Source organism: Chryseobacterium glaciei (assembly GCF_001648155.1).
GTDB lineage: Bacteria > Bacteroidota > Bacteroidia > Flavobacteriales > Weeksellaceae > Chryseobacterium > Chryseobacterium glaciei.
In genome coordinates, this window is the sequence record NZ_CP015199.1 from 4,646,981 (window position 1) to 4,663,215 (window position 16,235).

Here is a 16,235-nt window from a genome sequence, read left to right on the forward strand (position 1 = left end):
CCTATGAGACGAAAATTGTTATTTGGTGAACGAATGCTGCTTGGGGACGGAACAGAACCTTTCAACACCGTTATTCCTTTCAGATTGAAGGGGACATTTAGCCTGAAAGATATTCAACATGCTTTGAATCAGCTTCAGGTAAAACATCCGTGGTTAAAGGCCGTAATTAAACATGATGAAAAAAATATTCCTTGGTTTGAGGTTTCAGAAAAGGCTAAAATCCCAATCCGAATCCTCGCCAAGAGGGAAGAAAATGACTGGCTGGAAGAATCTAAAAATGAGTGGTACAAAATGTTCAATTACAAAGAACAGCCACTCATGCGATTTGTCTGGATCAAAGGAGAAGAGACTTCGGATATGATGTTTGTGTTCCACCATTGTTTGTGTGACGGTGGTTCTGCGATGGTTTTATTAGATGAGTTTTTGAAATTACTGGATAATCCGACTTATGATATTGGGTTGGAAAATCCGATTTTAGGCATTCAAGATGTTGTTCCGAACGAAATTCTGAACAGTCGCGGACAAAAATTTAAAGCAAAATTTATTGGCAGATTGGCTGCAACGGCTATCAAATGTATTCCCATCAATAAAAAATCGATTGACCGACAAAGCGATTATTTGATCAATTGGAAATTCGATCAAGAGACAAGCAAAGAATTTATTTCTTATTGTAAATCTCAACAAGTGACGGTCAATACTTTCCTGTGTGCAACGGTTTTAAAAGCATTTGAAAAAATCAGGAAAGAAAAAGCGTTTAATAAAGTTTCTTGTCCGGTTGATATCAGACGTTTTGCCAATCAGATTAAAGATGATCATATTTTTGCTTTTGGATTGATGATTGTGGTTTCTTTAAACAAGAAATTCGGTTTTGAAGAAAATTTAAAACTGATGCAGGAATCCGTAGAGAAAAAAACATCAAAGCTCAATCCCTACATCACGATGATGGTGATGGAATCTGCCCATGATGCCTTGACAAATTTCACCAAATTACTGAAAAACGGAAAATCTTCCAACGATTGCATGTTTTCTAACTTGGGACGCATTCAGATCGCGCATCAATACAAAGAATTTTCGCTGGAAAATATTTTCAGTCCGTCCGTAATCGGGCCTTTGGGAAATACAACGACGATGGTTACTTCAACTTTCCGCGGGGAAATGAATTTTTCTTTCATGGGAAGTGAGGGGTATTTGCCTTATTCGGACGCTTTGGCGATTCGTGATGAGGTGACTAAGATGGTTAAACAACAACTTGAAACTCTAGCCGTATCATGATGAAACGAAAATTAATGTTGGTAGAAAGAATCATGTATGTTGATTCTAAAACACCTTTAAATGTTGTTTACACAGCAAAAATCAATGGAGAAATTTCGGAGGAGAATTTTAAAATTGCCTTAGATAAAATTCAACAGAAACATCCTTTGTTGAGGGTTTCAATTGATCATAAAAGTGCAAAATATCCTTTTTTTGTTGAAGAAAAAGAAATTTCATCGATTCCGCTTCACATTGTTGAAAGAAAAACCGATCAGGATTGGCTTTCAGAATCTGAAAATGAATGGTACAGAATTTTTGAGGACAACAAAAAACCAATGGCACAGCTCGTTTGGGTGAAAGGTGAAAAGATATCCGAACTTCTTTGGGTAATGCCTCATTGTCTTTGTGACGGAACAACGGGCGTTACATTGATTCGTGAACTTTTAGCTTTATTAGACAATCCTTCCATTGAATTAAATTCTTACGAAGGCTTTGATTCTGTTAATGATTTTCTGCCTATAGATTTTAATTTAAAAAAGAAGAAACGAAAAGCCCGATTTTATTTAATGATGGCAAAACTGTTTTTTTTAATTCAATCGAAAAGCAAAAACAGAAATCACGGGAAAAATTACGCGCTTCATCGAAAATTAGATGCCATTGTTTCAAAACAAATAGTTGAAAAATGTAAAGCGAATGAAATTTCTGTTCATGCTTTGTTGTGTTCGGCTTTTATGCAGGCTTTTAAAGAGGTTCAAGGTAAAAATGCCAAAGGAAAAGTAATCAGTCCGGTGGATGTTCGTCATTTTATCCCCGAAATTAAGCAAGATCATATTTTTGCGTTTGCTCCAACCGTTGAACTTTCATTGAAAAAAGGAACTCAGGATCTATTTGAAAACTCCAGACACATCAAAAAAGAGCTTCTCCAAAAAATTGAAAAGATGGAAGCTAGAGAACTTTTGTGGATGGGCGAAAATATGCATCCGGTTGTTGAGCGCATGATTTCTATGCTAAAATCAAGCAAAGGCGGGCATGATATTACCTTATCCAACATGGGAAGAATTGATATTCCGAATGAGTATAAAAATTTTAAAGTTGAAACCATTTTTAGTCCGACGGTTGCTTTTCCATGGCTGAATTCAAACACTTTGGTTACAACAACTTATAATCAGGAAATGGATTTTACCTTCATGTCTAATGAAAATTTTCTTCCAAAAGAAGAAGCAATAAAAATAAAAAATAAAGCTATTGAACTGTTGACTTCATGAAATTTAAATTAAAAAAGGCTCAACCAAAACCTATCAAAAAAACCACGCTAAATCGTTTTCTCAGGAAGCGGATGATTATTTATGTCCTCCCAAATGTATTTTTTAATTTCATTATTGCTTATGCGAGTTTTAATCAATTGGGTTACACTCATTTTTTTGCAGGAAGTCAATGTCTGGCTCGATTAACGTTGCCGATGGCCATATTTTTACCAGTAGTTCTTACGATTGACATCATTAAAAGAGTAACCGATGCCGCTGGTCAAAATGCTATTGAATTTGCCGTTGATGATCAGCTTAATTTAAAAAAAATGATGACCAAACTGAGTATTTTACATGGTATAATTACGGGGTTATTGGTTTTATCAAGTTTATTATTTGCGCAATTGGCATTATCCAAATATTATAAACTCGATGCTACTGCGATGGCCATTGTTGTTGGGATTTTGGCGGGTTTACTCTCTATTCTTTTCACCTATCTTCCCATTATAAAACTAAAAAGGCATTTATATAAACCTATGAATATTATTGCTTCTGATATGAATGAAAAAAATTTTAACCCATAAAAAAACCGCTCTTAAAAAGAGCGGTATACCTTATAATACAGATTATCTTAACAAGTAGATCCGCAAGCAAGAAGTTGAATGTGAATTACACCGTTAACCGCACACTGTACTTGACATAATGTACCGCTTACAACGCCACCTAAACCACCTACTGCACCACCAACACTTCCAACAACGCCGCCTACTACACCGCCAACGCCACCAATTGCACCGCCAATTGCGCCACCTAGACCGCCTACTAAACCACCGATGTTATCAAGTAGTCCGTTACCAGAAATTGTTTTCAATTCGTTTCTGTTTAATTTTTTTAAGTTTTTCATGAATTAAATATTTATTTGATTAATACTTCACGAATATATGAATAATTATAATACACTCAAATAATTTTTAAAAAAATAATTAAATATTTTTATTATTTAATATTCGATTAACATAATTGATTATTAATACATATTCAATTCCTATGTTAATCATTTCATTTAATGAATATTAACCAAATTTTAAGAATAAAAAAATAATTTTCCACAATATCACTTTATTCACATAATCGTTTCCAAAAATTAAACTATAAACATCATTTTTCATTTTATTCCTATTGCTAAGGTTTTATTTGTGAGAATAAATTTCCTTTTTCTACTTACATTTCACAAATTCTCAGTTTAATTACATTTTTCAGAGCCATAATTCAAAGAATTTTCTGTTCAATTCACCGACTGTTTTTGCCCGTTCACCGAAAAGGAAACAATTCCAACACGATTGTTCCAGACCTTTACATCATAAAACAAGCACTATTGCTTAAAAAACTTTAAACCTTAATTATTATGAAAGCAAACATTGGTATCACAGAAAAAAACACAGAAGCAGTTGCAGAACAATTGGCAAAATTATTGGCTGACGAATTTGTATTGTACACCAAAACAAGAAATGCACACTGGAATGTAACGGGCGATAATTTTCACGCGATGCATATCTTCTTTGAAAATCAGTACAAACAATTGGACGATTTGATTGACAGCGTTGCAGAACGTATGCGTAAAATCGGACATTACGCTCCCGCAACAATGAAAATCTATTTGGAACTTACCCATCTTACAGAATACAGCGACAGAACAAATGACGGTTTAGGTTTCATGAAAGATCTATTGAGCGATCATGAAAGTATCATTGAATTTCTTAGAGGAAACATCACTCCTTTTGCTGAAGAATACAAAGATTTCGGAACCAGCGATTTTATTACAGGCCTGATGGAAACTCACGAAGAAATGGCTTGGATGATCCGCTCTTACTTCAGATAAAATTAAAAGCCAAAGGAAAAAATAAAAAGGAATAAGTATATTTGTGTAAACTATAAACTTACTATCATGAAAGCTTTGATCGTTGATGACAATGATATAGCAAGAACGACTTTGGCTCATCTCGCAAAACAGATTTCGGATCTTACCATCGTAAACGAATACTCTAATGCTATTGAAGCTTACCATTATTTACAGACCAATCCGGTAGATCTGATATTTTTGGATATCGAAATGCCTGAAATGACGGGAATTGAATTAACGAAAACTCTTTCAGGCAAGGATACCATCATCATTTTTACATCTTCAAATAAAGAATATGCCTTGGAGGCTTTTGAATTGAATATTGCCGATTATATCCTAAAACCCATCACTCCCGCAAGGTTTTTGCAGGCAATGAGCAAGGCGCAGGCTATTTTTGAGAGCAAAAAAGAGAATGTTCAGGTGAATAAAGACGAGTTTTTATTCGTCAGAGATTCAAATATTACAAGACGTTTGAAGCTGGATGACATTTTTTATGCCGAAGCAATGGGCGATTACGTAAAGTTTTACACCAAAGAAAAAATGTTTGCCATACACGGAACCATGAAATCTGCGGAAGAACGTTTACCGAAAGACCATTTTATAAGAGTTCATCGCTCCTATATTATTGCGGTCGGAAAAATTGATACTCTTCAGGATGGCGGAATTATGATCAACGGTAAATTCATTCCCGTAGCCGATGCTTACCGAAAAGCACTCAACACAAGAATGAATGTTTTTTAAAACTATTATTACCTTTTTGATTCTGAATTCTAAATTTGATTGAACAAGCCATCAATCGTTATTACTATTTAATTATGATCAATACATTTTCTATAATGGAAAACAAACGATTTAGCTATTTTATAATTCTTACATTTATTGCAGGAACTATATTATTGATAGCTGTTCAGATCAATTCAGCTAAAAATACGAAAGCACTCATCCAGAATAACAACACGCTTCTCAACGAGCTGCGTTCCAGCAATCATTTAAGAGAAATAGACCGTGATATTTTGGGTGTTGAAAGTAGAATACGCGCTTCTATCGCCACCAATGACACTACACATTTGGAAGGTATCAACCAGAAAATCAATCAAATTGAAAACTTTCTCGATTCTTTATCTAAAGACAATACGGATGCCGAAGAAGAACGGTTGATACACAGACTCAGCGTTCTTGCGATGGAGAAAAAAACAACTAAAGAAAAATTATTACATCGATATCTTTCTTTGGGAAATATGAATGATAATACTTCGATTGCCAATCCACATGCCCGAATAATTTCCAACGAAATTACCACGATCACAGCAAAAATCTACGAAAGTCGCCGACTACACATGGTCGAACTCAGTAAACGAAGCGAAGAAATGGGAAGAAAAGCAAGACTCTACGATATTTCTTTATTGATTTTATTGATATTGAGTGGCGCTGTTGTCGGTTATCACATACTTCGTCAGTTTAAAAGACAACGATTATTAATAGAAGATCTGGATATTGCAGAAAAAAAAGCATCCGTCGCCGCGCAGACTAAGGAAAATTTTCTCGCCAATATGAGCCACGAAATACGGACTCCGTTGAGTGGAATTTTAGGCTTTACCAATTTACTCCAAAAAAGACCTTTGGATGCGACTTCTACAGAATTTGTGTCATCAATTCAGCGATCGGGAGAAAATTTAATGGCGATCATTAATGATATTCTTGATTTATCTAAAATTGAAGCAGGAATGATGCGCATCACGCCCGGAACCTTCAGTATTAATGGATTGGTGAATTCCGTGGAAACATTTTTTCTTGAACGCGCAAAAGAAAAAGAACTGACGATTTTCAGCAAAGTAGATGCAACAATTCCGGATACGCTGACGGGCGATGCAACACGACTTACCCAAATTTTAGTCAATCTCATTGGGAATGCGATAAAATTTACCCATCACGGAAAAGTAGATATTGAAGTTTATAAAAAATCTCAGACTGAAACAGAAATTGTTCTTGGATTCAAGATTTCCGATACCGGAATAGGAATCGATAAAGAAAAATTGAGCGAAGTTTTTGAAAGATTTAATCAAGGTGAAGAATCTACCACAAGAAATTATGGCGGGACAGGTTTAGGTTTGTCTATTGTTAAAAAATTAATCCTTTTACAAAATGGTGACATCGATGTAGAGAGCGAACAGGGAAAAGGGACGACTTTCAATTTTCATATTCCTTACGGTATTTCGGAAGAACAGCTTAACACAATAACTGCTGTTAATTCTGATTATTTTAAAGATAAATCAAATGCGCCTTTGCGTGTTTTGGTGGTTGATGACAATACAATCAATCAAAGTCTGATGAAACATCTTTTATTACAATGGAATATTGATTTTGATGTTGTTTCTAATGGTTTGGAAGCCGTTCAACAGCTGATTAATCAAACCTATGATTTGGTTTTGATGGATATTCAAATGCCTCAGATGGATGGCTACGCTGCCACCCAACAGATCCGTGAAGTTCTGAAATTGGATGTTCCAATCATCGCAATGACCGCACACGCACTCGCAGGTGAAAGAGAAAAATGCCTGAGCCGCGGGATGAATGAATATATCTCTAAACCTATAAAAGAGGAAGAACTTTTTAAATTAATTTCAAATTTCGGATTGGAAGAAATTCCTCAAGCGGAAATGAAAATTGAACAAATAATTCCCAATTTTCAATACATAGATTTAACCTATATGCAGTCCATAAGCGGCGGCGATACAACTTTTGAAAAAACAGTTACTCAGCAATTTATCGAAAATATACCGCAACATTTGCAACAGCTTACGACAGCTTATCAGAACAATGAATTTACAACAGTAAAACTCAGAGCACACGATCTCAAATCCAGCACAGCTATTATGGGAATTCTCCCTTTACTAGAAGAGAAACTGAATATTCTCGAAATGGCTACAGAGCAAAATGCAACTTTGCAACAGGCTTTGGAAGAGGTGAAAAACATCATCAATTTAGCACTTGAAGAAGCAAAAATTTTTGCGAAATCATTATAAAAATCTAACTTTTGAATTAATTTTTATTTCAACCATCAAAAAACAAAATCATTATGGAAAATCAAGGTGCATCAGTTGTGATTACCCATCATATTTTGGATGGCAAACAGAAAGAATATGAAAACTGGTTAAAGGAAATTGTCCCGCTTACCAAACATTCAGAAGGTTTTATTGATCATCAGATTGTACGCCCAATTCCTGATTTAACCTTTGTTTACACGGTAATTATTCGATTTGACACTATTACAAATCTTAAAAAATGGATGGAATCTGACAGTCGAAAAAATTTGATTGAAAAAGCAACTCCTCTATTCAGAAAAAACGATAACTATCAAATAAAATCAGGCTTAGATTTTCTATTTAATGCTGAAAATGAAGGAAATAAAGTTCCTGTCCGATGGAAACAGTTTTTGGCAACCTGGTCTGCAATTTACCCGTTGTCTATTGTGATTCCATTAATCTTAATTCCATTGTTGAGATTTTTGAAAATTCCTGCAAATCATTATTTTGATGCATTGATTAATTCAGGAATTGTTGTTTTTATGATGGTATTTGTTGTAATGCCCAATTATACAAAACTGATTAAAAAATGGCTCTATAAATAATTGAAATTCAAACAAATGAAAACATAAGTCACTGGGAAATCTCAGTGATTTTTTTGTTTAAAATGATCTTCAATTTTACTTTTTTTTCATTTTGAAGGATTCTCAACTAGAAATTTAAATTAACAATTTAAATTCCTGCGAAATGACAAACTATATGTATTTAGAATCATGTGTAAACCAATCCCACACTCAATTTTTTCATTTTAAAACATAAATAACTTCATCATCTATTCCTTTTAAATTCTCATCGACTCATTTTGCCTTTTCACCGAATGACACTTAAAAATGTGATGATTCCGTGGTAGCTTTACAATAGAAATAAAGACAAACACTCATTAATCAATAAAAACTACTATTATGAAAAACGAATCATTAAGTTTCAGATACGAACTAGAAAAAAAAGAACCTCGCACCAATGATGGCGGAACTACAAGAGGAGCTTCTGTGACAGATTTTCCTGCTTCTATAGGTATTGCCGGAGTTTCTATGAGATTACAACCGGGAAGCATGAGAGAATTACACTGGCACGCCAACGCTGCAGAATGGGCTTACGTGATTTCAGGAACTGTTCGTACAACGATCATTCATCCTGACGGACATAGCTATGTTGATAATTTTGAGCCGGGCGATGTTTGGTATTTCCCCAAAGGTTACGGGCACTCGATACAGGCAACGGGAACAGAAGAATGTCATTTTATTTTAATTTTTGACAATGGTAATTTTTCTGAAGATCATACATTCAGTGTTACAGATTTTGTTTCATGCATGCCACCTGAAATTGTTGCTCAAAACTTAGGATTAACCCTTGAAGAAGTTGCAGCATTACCTCAAAAAGAAGCTTATTTCGCGGCAGGAATTGTTCCGGATGAATTATCATTTAATGCAACTGCCCGTCCGGAAGAATCAGATATACAACTAACCAGTTTTCACCGTTATCCTTTGCACGCACAACAACCGAGAATCGTTCCAGGAGGAGGTTTACAAAGGTTGGTTACCAGCAAAGAATTTCCTATCAGCAGTACCATGTCGGGTTCAATAATAGAATTACAGCCGGGCGCTTTAAGAGAAATGCATTGGCATCCCAACGCTGATGAATGGCAATATTATATTTCAGGTCAAGCAGAAATGTCGGTTTTCTTAGCAGAAAGTACGGTTGTAACAGAGGAGTTTAATGCAGGAGATGTCGGTTATGTCCCAATGGGAGCCGGACATTATATTAAAAATACAGGAGATACAGTTTGCAAAATTTTAATCGGATTTAATAGCGGAACTTATCAGTCCATTGATCTAAGCGAATGGCTGGCAGGAAACCCAAAAGATGTAGTGGTAACTAATTTTGGTTTGAAAGAAGGCGAAATAGAAAAATTCCCGACAGAGAAGGTTTTTATTCAGCCTAAAAAATAAGGACTTTCTATTTAAATCTATTATAAATGGATAAGTCTGTAACTTCAGAAAGCATTTCTTTTTCAGATAATCAGATCAGGATACAGGAGAGATTAGCCATATTTCTTGCTTTGATTGCAGGATACATCGATGCAACAGGTCTTATCAAATGGAAAACATATGTGTCTTTTATGAGTGGAAACACCACACAGTTAGGCGCCGCACTTTCTACCGATAAATATGGAGTTATCATCACATCGGTTACAGTTATTGGCTGTTTTCTATTGGGAATTTATGCCGGAACCTGTTTATCACTATATAAAAGAATTAAGAACCAAATATTAACATTTTACACAGTTTGCGGAATTTTGATTTTCTATACAATAATTGCTTATTTTTATAATATTAATACCATATCCTCTATTTCAATTATCGGATTTTCAATGGGAATTATGAATACGATTGTAACTTCTGTCGGGAACCAAAAAGTAAATACAGATTTTGTGACCGGAACATTAAACAGCCTGGCAAGAAACACTGCAATGTTGAGTATGACCAATGACAGAGCGGAAAAAAAGCAATATAAAGCCAACGCAATTCATCTTTTACTGTTGTGGATCGGCTTTTTATCAGGTGCGTTTGCGGCTCCTTTCCTACTCTCTTTTTTAGGAAATTGGTCTTTGAGTTTTCCTGCACTATTATTACTGATTTGCGGATTATGGATTTCAATTTTTAATATTAAACTTAAAAAAAACTAATAACATGCTACAAAAAAATGATATTGCCCCGGACTTTACATTATTTGCAACGCCGGATCAAAAAATCACCCTGTCAGAGTTTAAAGGACAGAATGTGATCCTTGCATTTTATCCAGCCGACTGGAGCCCTGTCTGCAGTGACCAAATGGCTTTATACAACGAAACTTTAAAATATTTCAAAAAATATGACGCTGAGATCTTTGGAATTTCGGTGGACAGCAAATGGTGTCATTTAGCATTTTCGCAATCCAGAAATTTACATTTTCCATTGTTAGCTGATTTTGAATCTAAAGGCGAAACAGCCAGAAAATATGGAGTTTACAATGAAGAAGAAGGCGAATGCAACCGAGCCCTTTTTGTCATCAATAAAGAAGGCATTATCGAATGGAGTTACCTCTCACCAATGGCTATAAATCCTGGTGCAGATGGAATTCTAGAGGCATTAGAAACACTTAAAACACAATAATTATGTCATTAAAACCAGCCGTCAGCAATACTGACCACACACAAGGCAACCAAGATGCCGATTTAGTTATCGTTGAATATGGAGATTATCAATGTCCATACTGTGGAGCAGCTTATCCTGTTTTAAAAGAGTTGATGAGTCAGTTCGGAAATCAGATCAAGTTTGTTTTTAGAAACTTTCCGTTATCCGAAATGCATCAATATGCAAGACCGGCAGCACTCGCAGCAGAAGCGGCCAATTTACAAGGGAAATTCTGGGAAATGCATGATGCGATCTATGAAAACCAGAGATATTTGAATGAAAATTTATTGTTAGAATTGGCACAAAAATTACATTTAAATATTGATCAGTTCAAAACAGATCTGGAAAAACCTGAATTAGCAGAAAAGGTTGATGCAGATTTCGAAAGCGGAATCATCAGCGGAGTGAATGGTACGCCTTCATTTTTTGTCAACGGAAAAAAATTCGATGGCGGTGCGGAAGATTTGTTTCAGCTTTTGAACGAAAATACGGCTTCTTAAAAAACATCGAATCTCACGCAGCCCGACTTGAGTGGAAATCCTTTTTTGCGTCAGCAAAAAAGATTGGGAACGGAAGGCGGAAATAGCTGCCCAAATAAAAATATTTTGAATATCTTTTTAATAATGTTTTTTTAACGCAAAGCCCGCAAAGTTTTTTTTTCAATAATTCCGCTGATTTTAAGGTCGCAAAGGCGTTTCACTCAGCAAAGTTCACAAAGATTTTCCCATCATATCAAATTACGGATAATCGTAAAAAACATACAACAAAATCAATTTTTGAAATTTTTTATCAAAATCGAACGATATTAAACTAGATTAACAGAGATTGAATTTCACTGTACTACATTTGCTAAAGAATTAAGACAACAAAATAATTTTAATACAAATCAATAATAACAATTAAATACAATAACAATGAGCACACTAAAATTAAAAGACGGAACAGAAATTTTTTACAAAGATCAAGGAAAAGGACAAGCTTTAATGTTTCACCACGGATGGCCTTTATCATCAGATGATTGGGATGCACAGGTGATTTTCTTCTTACAGAAAGGGTACAGAGTGATCACTCATGACAGAAGAGGTCACGGACGTTCTAGCCAAGATATTTATGATCACACCATTGAACAATATGCTGCTGATGCTGCCGAATTGGTAGAATTTCTTGATCTGAAAGACGTTGTTCACATCGGACACTCTACAGGTGGTGGTGAAGTAATTCGATATGTTAACAAATATGCTAATGGAAGAGCTAAAAAAGCAGTTTTAATCAGCGCAGTTCCCCCAATTATGGTTCAAAGTGACAGCAATCCTGATGGTGTTCCGATGTCTGTTTTTGACGGAATCAGAGACCAAACTCTTAACAACAGACAACAGTTTTACATTGACCTTACTTTCCCTTTCTACGGATACAATAGAGAAGGTGCAGACGTGAAAGAAGGCGTACAGAGAAACTGGTGGAGACAAGGAATGATGGGTGGAATTGTTGCTCATTACGACGGAATTAAAGCGTTTTCTGAAACTGATTTCAGAGAAGATTTACAAGCGGTTGATATTCCTGTATTGGTTCTTCACGGAGAAGATGACCAGATCGTACCTTACCAAAATGCAGCCCTAAAATCAATAAAATTATTGAAAAACGGAACGCTAATTACTTATCCAGGTTTCCCTCACGGAATGCCGACCACCCATGCTGATGTCATTAATAAAGATCTTTTAGAATTTATACAGTCATAATTTCTAAATATAAATGAATAAAAGCCCTTGAATAAAGATATTCAAGGGCTTTTTTGTTTTAATTTTTAAATTTTATAGGAAAAATATAAATTAAGATATTCGATTTATGATAACTGTTGGAATTCATGCCTAATTCTAAAATTAATCACTAAAACAAGACTTGTATTTTTAATTTTTAACTGAATTGCCATACTTTCAAGTTATTATGTTAAAATTTTTCATTAAAAATAACTATATAGTGAAATATTTTATATATTAGTCAAACTAAAATTAATTCTAAAAATTAATAACTATGAAAAAAACTCTTCTTTCGGCATTCTATGCCGGCATTTTCTGTGTAGCAATCTCATGTTCAACTGAACGAGCAACTCTAGCCTCTACCGAAGAAATGAAGTCTACAGAAATGACATCTTTCGACAAAGCTCTCAAGGAAATAATGAAACCCGAAAACCGATCAACACCTGAAGAAAAGGCTCGATTAGGCGCACAATTAAATGACAGATCACTGGATATTTTATTTAATGCTTCATTAGAATTGATAGGTAAAAACGGCAGCAATCTTAGCCAAGCCAACACCAGAGTGGAAAAGGAAAAAGTAATCGTTCAGGCAACCAATCTCTATTTTTCTAAGCTGAATACTTTAAAAGCTAATCAAAAAGCAGAAAACTAAAATCCAAGATCATGAAAAAAATATTCTTATCACTCTTTGCAATGATTGCAATTGGTCTTCATGCTCAAAACAAGATGAACATATTTAATTATACCGCATATAATTTATCAAATTTCTTGGTAGGATCGGATCAGACAAACAATTGTATTCCTAATATCAGCGGAACCAATTATCCGGTTATGGTTCCTCCCATGGGTGCTGTAACTTATAACGGCTATTATAACAGTCATCTTCAAAGTCCGCCAATTAATACCTGGACGGTACAAATTAATCCAACCACTACCCTTCCGCCACAGGCTCCAACATCTCCATTACTTATTTCTTTAGGATCGGTAACCAAATGGCAGATGAATAAATTTTTTGTAGATGATCCCAGCGGTGCCCCACTTTATTACAGCGGTGCATCTATAGGAATGATTGGTTGTAATACACCTATAATTTCTACTTTAACGCCCACTGCAGCACAACCGTTTCCATTTAATGCATTCTGGTTTGACGTAGGAACCGACACATACTTTATAATACAACCATAGAAATTATGAAAAAAATATTAATACTCTTACCTGTTTTTATATTTTCGTTATCTTTTTCACAGGGAAAATTATACATTCAGAATTACTCCAATTATGACCTTGTGATGCGTGTTGTAGCAGGTAATACAAATAATTGCTTACCAGAAGTGGTTACAAGTATGAATTTCCCGGCTAATACACAAGATGTGATCGACAACTTTAATGATTCGGCTCCTTATGCAAATGACTGGTCTGTGAGATTATCTCCCACCGGAAATCCGCTCTCCCAAGCAGTTCCTTCGGGATTACTTACTACCGTATCAAATCTTACCCGTTGGAAATTTATTTGGTTCCATACAGCATATCCGGGCACAACCAATTCAACGCCTGATGTTGATTTCAATATGGCCGATCCATCTGCATTTGCTGCTTGTCCGCTATCAGGATCAGATTTTATTGACGGAAGTTTAACGGATGCATTTTGGTTTTATATTGCGTCAGAAAATGCAACTTATTTAATAATTCAGTAATATTTTCAAACTTAGAAAGTACGAAAATTTACATCATTAAATATATAATCCCTAAGACGAAATCTTAGGGATTTTTTTATTGGTTTTTTATCATTGATGTAAAAATACTACTTTGAATTTTCCTGAAAAATATTGATGAATGGGTAATTTTTAATTTAAAATAATTACAATTATATCTTCTAATAAACATTGTTAAAAAATTTAAAATCAATAAATTACACTATACACTATCTTATTTATTCTTTGTTGATGGACGGAAACCGAAAAGCCTTATGAGGAGGAATATTTTAACAGTTATGAATAATCAGCAAGAATTTACTCCACAAAATCCGAACGGTCAAATCATTCAAATTAATGTTGAAGAAGATCTTTTACAATATTTAGATAAAGACGATTTACAAAAAATGAACGACAGTATGCCTGAGAATCAAAAGGTGCAAGACTTTTCTCCTTTTTTTACCGAGTATGTAGAAACAGACATTTTTATGGTTAATACAGATGTAGTCTATTAGGGTCTACCCCAAATAATCACCTGTAATACCATCATTTTTGATGGCAGAAGGATTACTTCTTATGTATAGTTAGTCATTAAAACAGGCAATACCTCAATAAAGAATCCGAATAGCAAAAATCAATATCAAATACTTTTATCAGGAACTTCCGATGGTAATGGTTCCAATGGTAATAACGGCCAAGATGGTCAATATGGCAAATCAATTACCGGAAGCCCAGGTGAGAATGGTAGTTCTGTTACTCTGGCTAAACCTGGTGATTCTAGTACTCCCAGAACACGAGGTATGAGTACTCCAACTTCAAAGCTTTATTTTGGATCCATTTAATTAAATGGCAATAACCTATTTACCATTTTAATATCTATGAACGCCCAATCAACAGATAAGATGACAATCAAAATTTTAACTTTAATAGATATTAGAAAATAATTATTCTTCGTTACAATAAACCTCTCAAAATCTGAGAGGTTTATTTCATTAATAATTTTGATAAAAATGTTAATCAATATTGATACTGTCAACGGCTTTCTCCATTGCATGATCTTTCAAACCAGGAACTTTCAGCCCTTCAGCTCGAATAACCGTTACGTCTGTCATTCCTAAAAAGCCAAGAAAAGCCTTCAAATAAGGTGCAACAAAGTCATTAGCTTTACCTGGACCTTCAGAATAGACACCTCCTGAAGACATTGCGACATACACTTTTTTCCCTGTCACTTTCCCCATCGGAAGACCATTTTCACCATAACCAAAAGTGATTCCGGGTCTAGTAATATGATCAATCCAGGCTTTCAGTGAGGTATGAATGGTGAAATTAATCAATGGAGCTCCAATCACGATGATATCAGATGACATTAACTGTTTAACCAAGTCATCAGACAGGCGAATAGATTCTTTCTCATCTTCGTTCAGTTTCTCTGAAGGAGTAAAAAGTGTATGCAGAACTTTTGGAGTCAGGTGTGGCATTTCCATTTCCACCAGATTCAATTCTTCAAGTTCATTTTCAGGATATTTTTCCTGTATTTTTTCAATAATAGCATTACCTAGTTTAATGCTGTATGATTCTTTGCCTAGCAGGCTCGACTTCAAATGAAGGATACGTTTCATAAAATTGAATTTATTTAATAATTTTAACAAGACAAAGTTATGACCCTGAAGTATACATTAGTAAGCAGTTACCCAAAGGATAGCGCTTACTTTTAGGAAAGTCCTTATCTTTGTTACAATGGAAATAACTGAAAATAAAACTCTTCCGACCAAAACAGAATGTGACGGTTCTCTTAAAAACGTCATCGATGCAATGTATGTTCTTAGTGGAAGATGGAAATTGCCTCTGATACTTTGTCTGGTACAATCACCAAAACGTTTTAATGAAATTCAAAAAGAAATGGCGAGTATATCTCCAAAAGTTTTATCTAATGAACTGAAAGATTTAGAACTTAATTTCTTTATAGAGCGCAAAGTATTTCCTACAACTCCAGTCAGTATTATTTACGAAGCTACAGAATATACGCATACATTAAAAAATGTTCTGGCAGAGCTAAGTATTTGGGGTGAGAAACATAGAGATAAAATTAAACAGACAGGATTCTGAACATTACTTTGATCGAGAATAATATCAGATTTG

The 16,235-nt window shown here is 34.7% G+C and carries 19 protein-coding genes; 17 read left to right on the plus strand and 2 right to left on the minus strand.

The genetic code is table 11. From position 1 onward, the window contains the following. Window positions 1–3 precede the first annotated feature (3 nt). Genes A0O34_RS21020 through A0O34_RS21030 form a run of 3 tightly spaced genes read left to right on the plus strand, consistent with a single transcriptional unit; the run spans window position 4 to window position 3,079 of the window. Complete coding sequence (locus A0O34_RS21020; protein ID WP_066759044.1) at window positions 4–1,272, plus strand: condensation domain-containing protein; 1,269 nt, start codon at window positions 4–6, stop codon at window positions 1,270–1,272. Next, the gene (locus A0O34_RS21025; RefSeq protein ID WP_157886085.1) at window positions 1,269–2,516 is read left to right on the plus strand and encodes a condensation domain-containing protein; all 1,248 of its coding nucleotides are present in this window, start codon (window positions 1,269–1,271) and stop codon (window positions 2,514–2,516) included. The genes A0O34_RS21020 and A0O34_RS21025 overlap by 4 nt, the downstream gene beginning before the upstream one ends. Further along, the gene (locus A0O34_RS21030) at window positions 2,513–3,079 is read left to right on the plus strand and encodes a hypothetical protein (protein WP_066759046.1); all 567 of its coding nucleotides are present in this window, start codon (window positions 2,513–2,515) and stop codon (window positions 3,077–3,079) included. Before A0O34_RS21025 ends, A0O34_RS21030 begins: the two co-directional genes overlap by 4 nt. 47 nt (window positions 3,080–3,126) lie before the next feature. Here the strand turns inward: A0O34_RS21030 and A0O34_RS21035 are convergent, their stop codons facing one another. Beyond that, a complete protein-coding gene (locus A0O34_RS21035) occupies window positions 3,127–3,399 on the minus strand; it encodes a bacteriocin-like protein (RefSeq protein WP_066759047.1) in 273 nt (90 codons plus the stop codon). 501 nt (window positions 3,400–3,900) lie between these two features. Here A0O34_RS21035 and A0O34_RS21040 point away from each other — a divergent pair. From A0O34_RS21040 to A0O34_RS21100, 13 genes are all read left to right on the plus strand, one after another. After that, the gene (locus tag A0O34_RS21040) at window positions 3,901–4,374 is read left to right on the plus strand and encodes a Dps family protein (protein WP_066759049.1); all 474 of its coding nucleotides are present in this window, start codon (window positions 3,901–3,903) and stop codon (window positions 4,372–4,374) included. A 66-nt stretch (window positions 4,375–4,440) separates the two neighbouring features. After that, window positions 4,441–5,136 (plus strand): LytR/AlgR family response regulator transcription factor, encoded by a 696-nt coding sequence (locus tag A0O34_RS21045; RefSeq protein ID WP_066759051.1) that lies wholly within the window; start codon window positions 4,441–4,443, stop codon window positions 5,134–5,136. 95 nt (window positions 5,137–5,231) lie between these two features. Continuing rightward, entirely contained in the window at window positions 5,232–7,418 is a 2,187-nt protein-coding gene (locus tag A0O34_RS21050; protein WP_228394329.1) for a hybrid sensor histidine kinase/response regulator, read from the plus strand. 53 nt (window positions 7,419–7,471) lie between these two features. Next, window positions 7,472–8,023 (plus strand): antibiotic biosynthesis monooxygenase, encoded by a 552-nt coding sequence (locus tag A0O34_RS21055; RefSeq protein ID WP_066759054.1) that lies wholly within the window; start codon window positions 7,472–7,474, stop codon window positions 8,021–8,023. 357 nt (window positions 8,024–8,380) lie between these two features. Then, on the plus strand, window positions 8,381–9,427 hold the full coding sequence (locus A0O34_RS21060; protein WP_066759055.1) for a cupin domain-containing protein: 1,047 nt from the start codon (window positions 8,381–8,383) through the stop codon (window positions 9,425–9,427). A gap of 26 nt (window positions 9,428–9,453) precedes the next feature. Next, a complete protein-coding gene (locus A0O34_RS21065) occupies window positions 9,454–10,164 on the plus strand; it encodes a YoaK family protein (RefSeq protein ID WP_066759056.1) in 711 nt (236 codons plus the stop codon). 4 nt (window positions 10,165–10,168) lie between these two features. Continuing rightward, window positions 10,169–10,630, plus strand: a complete 462-nt coding sequence (locus tag A0O34_RS21070; protein WP_066759058.1) for a redoxin domain-containing protein — start codon at window positions 10,169–10,171, stop codon at window positions 10,628–10,630. A gap of 2 nt (window positions 10,631–10,632) precedes the next feature. Then, window positions 10,633–11,151, plus strand: coding sequence for a DsbA family protein (locus A0O34_RS21075; protein WP_066759062.1), 519 nt, complete (start codon window positions 10,633–10,635; stop codon window positions 11,149–11,151). Window positions 11,152–11,565: 414 nt separating this feature from the next. Then, window positions 11,566–12,387 (plus strand): alpha/beta fold hydrolase, encoded by an 822-nt coding sequence (locus A0O34_RS21080; protein WP_066759069.1) that lies wholly within the window; start codon window positions 11,566–11,568, stop codon window positions 12,385–12,387. 292 nt (window positions 12,388–12,679) lie between these two features. After that, window positions 12,680–13,057 carry a hypothetical protein gene (locus tag A0O34_RS21085; protein ID WP_066759073.1) on the plus strand — a complete coding sequence of 126 codons (378 nt, stop codon included), beginning with the start codon at window positions 12,680–12,682 and terminating at the stop codon, window positions 13,055–13,057. An 11-nt stretch (window positions 13,058–13,068) separates the two neighbouring features. Then, window positions 13,069–13,590, plus strand: coding sequence for a hypothetical protein (locus tag A0O34_RS21090; protein WP_157886086.1), 522 nt, complete (start codon window positions 13,069–13,071; stop codon window positions 13,588–13,590). Window positions 13,591–13,595: 5 nt separating this feature from the next. Further along, entirely contained in the window at window positions 13,596–14,099 is a 504-nt protein-coding gene (locus A0O34_RS21095; protein ID WP_066759077.1) for a hypothetical protein, read from the plus strand. Between the two features lie 296 nt (window positions 14,100–14,395). Then, window positions 14,396–14,611, plus strand: a complete 216-nt coding sequence (locus A0O34_RS21100; RefSeq protein WP_157886087.1) for a hypothetical protein — start codon at window positions 14,396–14,398, stop codon at window positions 14,609–14,611. Window positions 14,612–15,109: 498 nt separating this feature from the next. On the opposite strand, the gene A0O34_RS21105 is transcribed toward A0O34_RS21100, so the two are convergent. Further along, window positions 15,110–15,715, minus strand: a complete 606-nt coding sequence (locus A0O34_RS21105) for an FMN-dependent NADH-azoreductase (RefSeq protein WP_066759081.1) — start codon at window positions 15,713–15,715, stop codon at window positions 15,110–15,112. Window positions 15,716–15,833: 118 nt separating this feature from the next. On the opposite strand from A0O34_RS21105, the gene A0O34_RS21110 reads away from it, so the two are divergent. Then, entirely contained in the window at window positions 15,834–16,202 is a 369-nt protein-coding gene (locus A0O34_RS21110; RefSeq protein WP_066759082.1) for a winged helix-turn-helix transcriptional regulator, read from the plus strand. Window positions 16,203–16,235 lie beyond the last annotated feature (33 nt).

Bases quoted from the DNA above. Each gene is read 5' to 3' on its own strand.
- A0O34_RS21020 (WP_066759044.1), top strand. From the start codon at position 4: ATGAGACGAAAATTGTTATTTGGTGAACGAATGCTGCTTGGGGACGGA.
- A0O34_RS21025 (WP_157886085.1), top strand. From the start codon at position 1,269: ATGATGAAACGAAAATTAATGTTGGTAGAAAGAATCATGTATGTTGAT.
- A0O34_RS21030 (WP_066759046.1), top strand. From the start codon at position 2,513: ATGAAATTTAAATTAAAAAAGGCTCAACCAAAACCTATCAAAAAAACC.
- A0O34_RS21035 (WP_066759047.1), bottom strand. From the start codon at position 3,399: ATGAAAAACTTAAAAAAATTAAACAGAAACGAATTGAAAACAATTTCT.
- A0O34_RS21040 (WP_066759049.1), top strand. From the start codon at position 3,901: ATGAAAGCAAACATTGGTATCACAGAAAAAAACACAGAAGCAGTTGCA.
- A0O34_RS21045 (WP_066759051.1), top strand. From the start codon at position 4,441: ATGAAAGCTTTGATCGTTGATGACAATGATATAGCAAGAACGACTTTG.
- A0O34_RS21050 (WP_228394329.1), top strand. From the start codon at position 5,232: ATGGAAAACAAACGATTTAGCTATTTTATAATTCTTACATTTATTGCA.
- A0O34_RS21055 (WP_066759054.1), top strand. From the start codon at position 7,472: ATGGAAAATCAAGGTGCATCAGTTGTGATTACCCATCATATTTTGGAT.
- A0O34_RS21060 (WP_066759055.1), top strand. From the start codon at position 8,381: ATGAAAAACGAATCATTAAGTTTCAGATACGAACTAGAAAAAAAAGAA.
- A0O34_RS21065 (WP_066759056.1), top strand. From the start codon at position 9,454: ATGGATAAGTCTGTAACTTCAGAAAGCATTTCTTTTTCAGATAATCAG.
- A0O34_RS21070 (WP_066759058.1), top strand. From the start codon at position 10,169: ATGCTACAAAAAAATGATATTGCCCCGGACTTTACATTATTTGCAACG.
- A0O34_RS21075 (WP_066759062.1), top strand. From the start codon at position 10,633: ATGTCATTAAAACCAGCCGTCAGCAATACTGACCACACACAAGGCAAC.
- A0O34_RS21080 (WP_066759069.1), top strand. From the start codon at position 11,566: ATGAGCACACTAAAATTAAAAGACGGAACAGAAATTTTTTACAAAGAT.
- A0O34_RS21085 (WP_066759073.1), top strand. From the start codon at position 12,680: ATGAAAAAAACTCTTCTTTCGGCATTCTATGCCGGCATTTTCTGTGTA.
- A0O34_RS21090 (WP_157886086.1), top strand. From the start codon at position 13,069: ATGAAAAAAATATTCTTATCACTCTTTGCAATGATTGCAATTGGTCTT.
- A0O34_RS21095 (WP_066759077.1), top strand. From the start codon at position 13,596: ATGAAAAAAATATTAATACTCTTACCTGTTTTTATATTTTCGTTATCT.
- A0O34_RS21100 (WP_157886087.1), top strand. From the start codon at position 14,396: ATGAATAATCAGCAAGAATTTACTCCACAAAATCCGAACGGTCAAATC.
- A0O34_RS21105 (WP_066759081.1), bottom strand. From the start codon at position 15,715: ATGAAACGTATCCTTCATTTGAAGTCGAGCCTGCTAGGCAAAGAATCA.
- A0O34_RS21110 (WP_066759082.1), top strand. From the start codon at position 15,834: ATGGAAATAACTGAAAATAAAACTCTTCCGACCAAAACAGAATGTGAC.